This is a genomic window from Streptosporangium sp. NPDC051023 (genome assembly GCF_040689595.1).
Lineage (GTDB): Bacteria > Actinomycetota > Actinomycetes > Streptosporangiales > Streptosporangiaceae > Streptosporangium.
On record NZ_JBFBCE010000157.1, the window covers coordinates 1 to 9,442 of the forward strand.

The 9,442-nt window shown below is 69.1% G+C and carries 7 protein-coding genes, 1 other RNA gene and 1 pseudogene; 5 read left to right on the top strand and 4 right to left on the bottom strand.

The window, feature by feature from the left end; all coding sequences use genetic code 11:
• Positions 1–170: 170 nt before the first annotated feature.
• The 3 genes from AB0395_RS46625 to AB0395_RS46635 all read right to left on the bottom strand — a co-directional run bounded on the left by AB0395_RS46625 (position 171) and on the right by AB0395_RS46635 (position 3,865).
• Positions 171–1,262, bottom strand: coding sequence for a M20 family metallopeptidase (locus AB0395_RS46625; RefSeq protein ID WP_366294328.1), 1,092 nt, complete (start codon positions 1,260–1,262; stop codon positions 171–173).
• Positions 1,259–2,296: a dipeptidase gene (locus tag AB0395_RS46630; RefSeq protein WP_366294331.1), complete on the bottom strand. Its 1,038-nt coding sequence runs from the start codon at positions 2,294–2,296 to the stop codon at positions 1,259–1,261. Before AB0395_RS46630 ends, AB0395_RS46625 begins: the two co-directional genes overlap by 4 nt.
• Positions 2,297–2,404: 108 nt before the next feature.
• Positions 2,405–3,865, bottom strand: a complete 1,461-nt coding sequence (locus AB0395_RS46635; protein WP_366294334.1) for an NAD(P)/FAD-dependent oxidoreductase — start codon at positions 3,863–3,865, stop codon at positions 2,405–2,407.
• 76 nt (positions 3,866–3,941) lie between these two features.
• Between AB0395_RS46635 and AB0395_RS46640 the strand changes: the two genes are divergently transcribed.
• The 4 genes from AB0395_RS46640 to rnpB all read left to right on the top strand — a co-directional run bounded on the left by AB0395_RS46640 (position 3,942) and on the right by rnpB (position 7,421).
• Positions 3,942–4,760 carry a Nif3-like dinuclear metal center hexameric protein gene (locus AB0395_RS46640; RefSeq protein ID WP_366294346.1) on the top strand — a complete coding sequence of 273 codons (819 nt, stop codon included), beginning with the start codon at positions 3,942–3,944 and terminating at the stop codon, positions 4,758–4,760.
• Complete coding sequence (locus AB0395_RS46645) at positions 4,757–5,497, top strand: C4-type zinc ribbon domain-containing protein (RefSeq protein WP_366294337.1); 741 nt, start codon at positions 4,757–4,759, stop codon at positions 5,495–5,497. Before AB0395_RS46640 ends, AB0395_RS46645 begins: the two co-directional genes overlap by 4 nt.
• Positions 5,494–6,831, top strand: a complete 1,338-nt coding sequence (locus tag AB0395_RS46650; RefSeq protein WP_366294340.1) for a bifunctional RNase H/acid phosphatase — start codon at positions 5,494–5,496, stop codon at positions 6,829–6,831. The genes AB0395_RS46645 and AB0395_RS46650 overlap by 4 nt, the downstream gene beginning before the upstream one ends.
• Before the next feature lie 199 nt (positions 6,832–7,030).
• An RNA gene (rnpB, locus tag AB0395_RS46655) (RNase P RNA component class A) lies at positions 7,031–7,421 on the top strand.
• A gap of 526 nt (positions 7,422–7,947) precedes the next feature.
• On the opposite strand, the gene AB0395_RS46660 is transcribed toward rnpB, so the two are convergent.
• Positions 7,948–9,081: a DUF6461 domain-containing protein gene (locus AB0395_RS46660; protein WP_366294343.1), complete on the bottom strand. Its 1,134-nt coding sequence runs from the start codon at positions 9,079–9,081 to the stop codon at positions 7,948–7,950.
• A gap of 161 nt (positions 9,082–9,242) precedes the next feature.
• Between AB0395_RS46660 and AB0395_RS46665 the strand changes: the two are divergent.
• A pseudogene (locus AB0395_RS46665) lies at positions 9,243–9,442 on the top strand (IS1380 family transposase); the annotation flags it as partial.

Consider the following 9,442-nt stretch of genomic DNA (forward strand, 5'->3'; position numbering starts at 1 on the left):
GGATGTCGCGGTTGCTCTCGGTGCCGAAGGAGGTGCGGAACGGGGCGACGAGGGGCATCGCGATGCGGCGGAGTTCGATTCCGGTGATCTTCATGGTGCGGTGCGGCCGGGGCCGCATCTCCTTCGTGGTGGGCTCGTGGTTTCGGTGTGCGCGATGCCGTACTCTCCCCTCAGCGCGTGTCCCCCTTCAGCACGGAGGCGATCAGCTCGGCCAGTAGGCCTGTCCGGGCGGGCATCTCCGCGACGAGCACGTGCTCGTTCGGCGCGTGCGCGCCACCGCCGACGGCGCCGAGCCCGTCGAGTGTCGGGCAGCCGATGCCCGCGGTGAAGTTACCGTCGGAGGCGCCACCGACGGCCACCCCCCGCAGCGGTTCCATATCCAGATCCTTGGCGATTCCGCAGGCCAGTTCGAACAGGCGCGCCGAAGAGGCTTCCTCGAGAGGAGGGCGGTTCGGTCCCCCGCTGATCTCGAGCCGCGTCCCGGAGAGCCGGGGAGTGAGCGTCCGGACCAGCCGGTCGACCCGGTCCTGCTGGGCGAGGCTCGGCACCCTCACGTCCACGGAGACGCCCGCCAGCGCGGGCACCGTGTTGACCGTGGTCCCGCCGGACAGCATGGTCGGCGTCACCGTCGTCTGCCCGTCGCCCATGGTGCTGAGCATGAGAATCTGGTGGGCCAGCTCGATCCCGGCGTTGGCCCCCTTCTCCGGTTCGAGGCCCGCGTGAGCAGCCTTGCCGTGCACGGTGACCCGGTAGTCGGAGGTGCCCTTGCGTGCGGTCTTGAGCGCCCCGCCGTCCGCGCTCGCCTCCAGCACGAACGCCGCGGCGCACCCGCGTGCCGACTCCTCGATCAGCGCGCGCGAGGTCGTCGAGCCGACCTCCTCGTCCCCGGTGATCAGCACGGCCACCCCCTCGGGAGAGGGCAGGCAGGCCAGCGCGTGGAACATCTGCACCAGCCCGGCCTTCATGTCGAAGACCCCGGGGCCGCGGGCGATCCCGTTTTCGAGCGACCACGGGTGCTCGCGCAGCGTGCCGATCGGCCAGACGGTGTCGTGGTGGCCGACCAGCAGGACCCGCGGTGTGCCGAAGGTCCAGCGCACGTGGGGCACCCCGTCGACCACGATCGTCTCGGGACGCGCGCCGAGCCTTCTGAAACCCAGGTCCGCGACCAGGGCGGCGCTGCGGGCCAGCGCCTCGTGGTCGGCGGAGAAGGATTCGCAGACGACAAGCTCCTCCAGGTCGTCAAGCATCAGGTCGAGGTTCATGCGGGCCTTCCCAGTTGGGTGCGGAACAAGCGCAGAACATTGTCGCCGAGGATCTTGACGATTTCTTCGTCGGCGAAGCCATGTTTGAGTAGGGCATCTGTCACCGACGACAATCCGGCGGGACCGGCGAGCCCGGGAATCGTCGCCATGACATCCAGGCCGCTGAAGCCGAAAGCCTCGCAGCACGGAGGGGTGACGTCGTGCATGACCTCGCGGATGAAGTCGGGGCCGAGTCCCACGTGGTCGATCCCGCCGACGCTCACGATGTGCTCGATGTGGTCGACCAGACGGTCGACGGTGTACTCGGCGGGATCGTCGGACAGGAAGGCAGGCAGGAAGTTCACGCAGACCACCCCGCCGGTCGCGGCGATGGCGCGGATCTGCTCGTCGCTGAGGTTGCGGTGGTGGTCGCGCAGGGCCCTGGCCGAGGAATGGGTCGCCATGATCGGCCTGGTCGCCAGCTCCAGCACGTGGGCGACCCCCGAGGCGCTCAGATGCGAGACGTCGAAGATCATGCCGAGGCGTTCCATCTCCCGCACCGCCGCCACACCCGCCGCGGTAAGCCTGCTGCCGGTCTCCTCCTCGCCGCTGCCGTCCGCGAGAGCCGTACGGCCCCAGTGCGCGATGGAGGCGATCCGCACGCCCAGCCGGTACAGGGTCGGCAGCAGCTCAACGTTCGCGTCCAGACCGGGAGCGCTCTCGAGGGCCAGCACCAGGGCGATCTTCCCCTCCGCGAGGGTCTGGTCGATCTGGGAGCCGTCGAGGCAGAGCCGTACCGTGTCCGCGTTGCCCTCGGCCAGCGTGTGCGCGCACTCGATCATGCGCAGGGTCTGCCTGAGCGCTCCCTCGGGGCGGTACTGGTCGTCGATGAAGACCGGCAGCACCTGGATGTCGACCCCGCCCTCGTGGAGCTGGGGAAGCCAGCGCTCGCGGAAGAACGGCGCCCACCGCTCCGCAGGCCTGGCCGTGACCGCCATCAGCAGGTCGTTGTGGGTGTCGGCGACCACGGCGTCGCGGTGGAGATCGGTGGACAAGGGCGGGTCCTTCCTCACAGGTGGATCTTGTCTGTCAAGACGCTACCGACAGGACCCGTTCGCTGTCCCGAGGGTGCGCCGCCCCGTGAGGGCGGTCGGTTCGCGGGGTCAGCGCGAGAAACGGAACGCGGCGGGGCGGGGCGCCCTGGTGATCCGCCGGTAAAGGGCCACCGTCGCGGGCCAGTTGCCGGTCACCCGGCCGGTCGCATCCGTGTACCAGCTGGTGCAGCCTGCCCGCCAGACCGTGGATTCCATGGCCCGCCCGAGCCGCAGGCGCCACGCCCGCATCGCCTCGGGCGTGACCTCCATCGGGCCACGCTCGGCGAGGTACGGCAGGCACCCCATGACGTAGCGCACCTGACATTCGATCATGAAGACGACCGAGGTGTGGCCGAGGTTGGTGTTGGGCCCGTAGAGCATGAACAGATTCGGGAAGTGCGGTACCGCGATGCCGAGATACGCCTGCGCCCCGCCCTCCCACTCCTGGCGCAGGCGCCGCCTGCGACGCCCCGTGATCTCGACGGGGGCCAGGAAGTCGGCCGCCAGGAACCCGGTCGCGTAGACGATCACATCGGCGGGGTGGAGTCCCTCGGTGGTCACGACCCCCTCGGGGGCGATCCTGACGATCTCATCGGTGACGACGTTCACGTTGGGACGGCTCAGCGCGGGGTAGAACTCACTGTCGACGATGATCCGCCTGCAGCCGATCGGGTAGCCGGGGGTCAGCTTGGCTCGCAGCCGGGGATCGGGGACCTGAGCGCGCAGGTGATTCAGGGCGCGCCTGCGGGCCAGCGGCGCGCTCCAGCCGTCCGTGAGGACCGGATGGGCGACGATCTCCGTGTAGCGCAGGAGCCACTCGCGGTAGGCCCGCTGCAGGAAGGGCAGGTAGCGGAAGGCGGTCCCCGTGACCTCTCCGAAGGTGGCGTCCGGCTTGGGGAGCACCCAGTTCGGAGTGCGCTGGAAGACGTCGACCCGCTCCGCGACCTCGGCGATTCGGGGGATGAGCTGGGCCGCCGACGACCCGTTTCCGACCACCGCGACCCGCCTGCCGGACAGGTCCTGAGAGTGGTCCCAGCGGGCGGAGTGGAAGGCCACCCCCGCGAAGTCTGACATTCCCGGAATGTCGGGCAGTCGGGGGCGGCTGAGCTGGCCCATCCCGGTGACCAGCACGTCGAACAGCTGCTCCCCGTCGCGGGTGCGCACCCGCCACCTGCCCAGCGTCTCGTCGAAGGCCGCCGCCGTGACCTCGGTGTTCAGCCGGATCCGCGGGCGCAGGCTGTACTTGTCCGCGCACATCCGCAGGTAGCCCAGGATCTCCGACTGCCCGGGGTAGCGGCAGGTCCAGCTGGAGTACTTCTCGAAGGAGAACGAATAGAGGTGCGAGGGGATGTCGCAGCCCGCCCCCGGATAGGTGTTGTCCCGCCAGGTGCCCCCGACGTCGGACCCCCTCTCGAAGATCGTGTAGGAGCGGATCCCCGCCTTCTCCAGGTGTATCGCCATGCACAGGCCGGCGAATCCGGCACCGATGATCGCGACGCTCGGCTCCATGCGCAGCCCTTCGGACGTCAAAGTCCATTTATGACAGGTGATTCTCCTCCAACGCGAAACAGGCCGGTAGTCTGCGCACGTGCCTACCGTTGCCGACATGGTCGGAGATCTCGAATCGATCTATGACCCCGCGTGGGCGGAGTCGTGGGACGCGGTCGGACTCGTCTGCGGAGACCCCGCCGCCGAGGTGCGCAGAGTCCTGTTCGCGGTCGATCCGACGGCGGTCGTCGCTGCCGAGGCCGTGAACTGGGGAGCCGATCTGATCGTCACCCACCACCCCCTCTACCTGCGGGGTGTCACAAGCGTCGCGGCCACGACCTTCAAGGGCCGCCTGGTCCACACGCTGATCAAGAACGACATCGCCCTCTTCACCGCCCACACCAACGCCGACGTCGCCGATCCCGGTGTTTCCGACGCGCTCGCCCGCGCTGTTGGACTGACAGGGCCGCTCACCCCCCTGCTGGCCGCCGCGGACGACCCCCGGCGCGGTCTCGGCCGCGTCGGCTCGCTGCCCGCCCCGCTCTCACTGCGGGAGTTCGCCCGGCAGGCCGCCAGAGGTCTCCCCGGTACGGCGGGCGGCCTGCGGGTCGCCGGAGACCTTGACCGCGAGATCAGGCGCGTCGCGGTGAGCGGAGGATCGGGCGACTCCCTGCTCGGGACGGCCCGTGCCGCGGGAGTGGACGTGTTCCTCACCGCGGACCTGCGTCACCACCCGGCGAGCGAGTTCGTCGAGGACCCCGGTGGCCCCGCGCTGATCGACGCCGCCCACTGGGCGACCGAATGGCCCTGGCTGGCCGATGCGGCACACCGCCTGACATCCGTTTTGGCCGCGCGGGGGATTACTGTTGAGACGCGCGTTTCCGAGACGGTCACGGACGCCTGGAAAACAACAGCAGAGTGCGAGGAACTGAAGTGAAAGCAGCCCCGGCAGCCCAGAAGCGTCTGCTCGACCTGGCCGAACTCGACTCCGTCGTCGACCGCCTGGCCCATCGCCGCCGTACCCTGCCGGAACTGGCCGAGATCGACGAGCTCTCCGCCCGCGTGGCCAGGCTCGCCACCCAGGTGATCGCCGCCGAGACCGAGGCAGGCGACCTGGCCCGTGAGCAGACGAAGGCCGAGGCCGACGTCGACTCGGTCAGGGTCCGCGCGGAGCGCGACCAGAAGCGCCTCGACTCGGGCCAGGTGTCCTCCCCGAAGGACCTGGCCAGCCTGCAGTCCGAGATCGCCTCCCTGCACCGCCGCCAGGGTGACCTGGAGGAGGTCGTGCTGGAGATCATGGAGCGCCGTGAGTCGGCCGACGCCCAGGTCGCCAAGCTCGTCGCGGAGCGGGACGAGCTCGGCGCGACGCGCGCCGCCGCAGAGGACCGCAGGGACGCCGCCTTCGCCGAGATCGACAAGGAGGCCGCCGAGGTCAAGGGCAAGCGCACCGCGGTCGCCTCCGACATCCCGGCCGACCTGCTCGCCCTCTACGACAAGCTCCGCGAGCAGTTCGGGGTCGGGGCGGCGATGCTGCAGGGCGGCCGCTGCCAGGGCTGCCGGACCAGCCTGTCCATCGCGGAGATCAACCGGATCAAGGCGGCCTCCCACGAGGAGGTCATCCGCTGCGAGGAGTGCCGCAGGATCCTCGTCCGTACCCCGGAGTCGGGCCTGTGACCTCTTTCGTCGTCGAGGCCGACGGCGGATCCCGGGGCAATCCGGGCCCCGCGGGCTACGGCGCGGTCGTCAAGGACGCCGCCGACGGACAGGTGCTGACGGAGGTCGCCGAGGCCATCGGCACCCAGACCAACAACGTCGCCGAGTACCGCGGGCTGATCGCGGGCCTGCGGTCGCTGCTCGACCTTGCAGGCGACGGCGCCTCCGTCGAGGTCCGGATGGACTCCAAGCTGGTCATCGAGCAGATGGCGGGCCGCTGGAAGATCAAAAATGAGGGGTTGCGGCCCCTCGCGACGGAGGCCGCCGCGCTGGCCCGCCGTCTCAGGGTCACCTGGCGGTGGATTCCGCGGGAGAAGAACAAGGACGCCGACCGCCTCGCGAACGAGGCCATGGACGCCGCGGCGAAGGGCAGGCCCTGGCGGTCCGCGACCTCACCGGCCACCGGTTCCGGCGGCGCGTCCCCGGCTTCCTCCGCGACCCGCGCTCCCGCGGCCGGTGCGGGCCCGGTGCAGGGCTCCTTCTTCGACACCGGAGACCTCCCGAAGACGGGGAGCGCAGCGGCGGGAGCCCCGCGGCGGGAGGCGACCGCCAAGGGCGCGACCACCGGAGGGACACTCGGAGAGGCGGCTGCTGGAGGGGCGGCGGAGCCCACGGCGGGCGGAACGGCCCTGCGAACGGCATCCGCGACCGGCGGAACCGGCTGGCGCCCGCCCACGACCACGGCGACCTCGCTGCTGCTGCTCCGGCACGGCGAGACCCCGCTGTCCGTCGAGCGCAGGTTCTCCGGACTCGGCGACCCCGAGCTGAGCGCGAACGGCGTCGCCCAGGCCGAGGCCGCCGCGGCCAGGCTGTCGCGGGAGCCGTACGGCATCCAGGCGATCGTCAGCTCGCCGCTCAAACGCGCCCGCGTCACCGCCGAGATCGTGGCCGCCAGGCTCGGTCTCGAGGTCGTCGTCGAAGAGGACCTCAGGGAGACGGACTTCGGTGACTGGGAAGGGCACACGTTCACCGAGATCCAGCGCCGCTGGCCGGACGAGCTCGCCGCGTGGCTGGCGGACCCGTCCGCCGCGCCGCCGGGTGGGGAGAGTTTCGAGGTGGCGGCGCGGCGGGTCCAGGTGATCGGGGACCAGCTGGTCGAGCGCTACGAGGGCAGGACGGTCCTCGTCGTCTCCCACGTCACGCCGATCAAGATGCTGATGCGGTCCGCGCTGCTGGCTCCCCTCGCCGCGCTGTACCGCATGCATCTCGACCTGGCGGCCCTGTCCCTGATCGAGTACTACTCCGACGGGCCCGCCGTGGTGAAGGCGTTCAACGACACCTCCCACCTGCGCTGACCTCGCGCCCCCGGCCGGTAGGGCCCGTTCCGGGGCGGCACGGCACCGCCTTGGACGGGCCCGGACCGGCCGGACGGCTCCCATCGGTGACCCCCGGTTTGTCTCGCCTCGCCCCGGGGGCCTGACCTCATTCCACCCGGCCCCACTTGCCGCTCGGTTGGAGACCACTGGGGAGCCGATAGGCTTGGGACACGGCGGACGAGCCGGCCGGGCGGCCGCGTCGGGTCTGTGAGGACCCGCCGAGGAAGGTCCGGGCTCCACAGGGCAGGGTGGTCGGTAACGCCGACCCGGGGTGACCCGCGGGACAGTGCCACAGAGAACAAACCGCCCCTCGCAAGGGGGGTAAGGGTGAAACGGTGGTGTAAGAGACCACCAGCGCCCACGGTGACGTGGGCGGCTAGGTAAACCCCACCCGGAGCAAGGTCAAGAAGGGACGCTCTCCGGAGCGTCCCGCGCGCGACGCTTGAGGGCTGCCCGCCCGAGCCGCGCGGGTAGACCGCTTGAGGCCGACGGCAACGCCGGTCCTAGATGGATGGTCGCCCCTTCACACCAGTGAAGGACAAAACCCGGCCTACAGGCCGACTCGTCCGCCTTCTCTGCCTCTAATGGGGGTGAATCGAGAGCGTTTCGCCAGGTCAGGCAGACTCGATTCCGTAAGCCGCCGTCAGGTGAGCACTGTTAGACTCCGGGCCGTTGAGCCCTAAGGTCAGACCGCGCCCGCATGCAGCCGTAAGGCCATGATCACGGGATGTAAACGGGATGATCTTGAACGTGTTTGCCCAGGTAAACAGGGACTGTGAGCCATCTGAGCGCCCGACAACCCGCTCAGGCCGCCCGGCTACCGGACAACGACAGCCGCTGATCGCGCCAAATACGTGCGTAAACACCAGCTTGGTCTCCGGGCACAGGTCTCAGCCTGTGCCCGGAGACCCGCACTGAATGGACAAGAGGTCATGAGCGGCTTCCCCGACCAAGTGGGAGTGCGACTGGAGCACATTCAGCAGACGCCCGCATGAAGCCGCCAGCCTGCTACCGGGCCTCCTGACAACTACGCGAACCGGATTTTTTTACTGGCAAGCCCAGTGCCGAGTCCCTGACCCACACGCAGGCGCAGGTTCAAGTAGAGACGATGTGCCTGTAGCAGATGTTCAATACTTCGAGACTCAGATAATCGTCGTTGTCCCGGTGTAGCCCGAGGCCCAAGGTGAGGCTGGCCACCTGGGGGAAGGCATCCAAGGGGTCGGGACCCAGCGCAATCATGGCAGCCGACAGCGCGTTGCGCTTGCGGTGCAAATCATCCACCTGTGCCTGCGTACCAGCTGCGCCGATCTGGCGGTCGTACTCGTCGGACAGGGTCCGCAGCCGCTGGAGAAGGAGCTCGATCTCCGCTTCCGGCGGTCTGGCATCGATGGCGGCCGAGGCTGCCTCGGTGAGGGGAGTGCGCACGTCTGCGGTGGATAGGCCGATGGTGATTAACATCCGCAGCATCCTGGGCACCTGCTCTGGCCCGGGGTGGTCGACGATGTCGCGGATCTGCGGTGCCCGAGCCAGGAGTTCCCGCATGTCCGCGTACGGCAGCCGGACGGCGCCTCGACGCGCAGGACGGGACGGGCGTATCCGGATGGGCGTCCATACCGGGTCCGTCCAGGTGTCGTCTATCTCGATGCCGGTGACCGCCTCGACGAGAGCGAAAGCTGTGGCCTTCCACGAAGTGCGCCAGTCTTCGTCATCGATCCCCAAGGACCTGCTCCATCGGCGGGCGTCGTCGAGATCCTCGTGGTCGTCACCCATGCCGGCGGGATCGAAGGTCACGGCGATCGCCGAACCGCTGGCGTAGGAGAGGCTCGCGTTGACGCACCAGGTCAGGTTGAGTCCCTCCCCGGAGCCGCAGGCCTCGAGCAGGACGTCATCGCGCGCGCCGACGGTGCTGTCCGGTTCCAGCACGGTGATCCATTCGCCTTGCCTGCGCAGCAGGAGCACCGGTTCTGGCTCCTCGGCCGACCGGAGCGCCAGATGGTTGCCGACACTGGTGACCTGGCCTTGGGCTGCGTCGGCGGACTCGCCGTTGAAGGCCCGAACGACGTCCTCGGTTTCGGCCCCGCGGACCCACGTGACGCAGATGGCCTCGTCGAGCAACTCCCACACGTCATCCGCCGCCGCGGCCGAATCGTCGTCATCCATCTGACCATGCTCCCGCGCTTGTGTCGTGAGAAGGCCCGTGAGGTTCATCGACCCGGCCATGCCGGACATGATTAACCTCGAGCTTTCGCGGTGAGTTTCGGAGAACTTGATCGTTTACATGAGAAAAGTGCCCTTGAACTGGGAGGGTCGGACTTGTCTAAGGTCCCGTCCAAGCCAGTCCAAGAGGCACTTTTCGCGTGAAGACTACCGCTCCTCGCCCCAAGATCGTCATGTCCGCCGAAAGTTCGGGCACCGTCTCTCATGCCGGGGCACTGTTACTGCTGGAGACATTGCGCGTGACAGGCCTGCAGCAATACCTGTCACGGCAACTGGAACCGTGGCGACCCGCCCGGGCAATCCACGATCCCGGCAAGGTCATCACCGATCTCGCCCTCACCCTCGCCCTCGGCGGCGACTGCCTCGCCGACAT

Excerpts from the sequence above, each read along its gene's own strand:
- AB0395_RS46625 (WP_366294328.1), bottom strand. The coding sequence starts at position 1,262 with ATGAACCTCGACCTGATGCTTGACGACCTGGAGGAGCTTGTCGTCTGC.
- AB0395_RS46640 (WP_366294346.1), top strand. The coding sequence starts at position 3,942 with ATGGTCGGAGATCTCGAATCGATCTATGACCCCGCGTGGGCGGAGTCG.
- AB0395_RS46660 (WP_366294343.1), bottom strand. The coding sequence starts at position 9,081 with ATGTCCGGCATGGCCGGGTCGATGAACCTCACGGGCCTTCTCACGACA.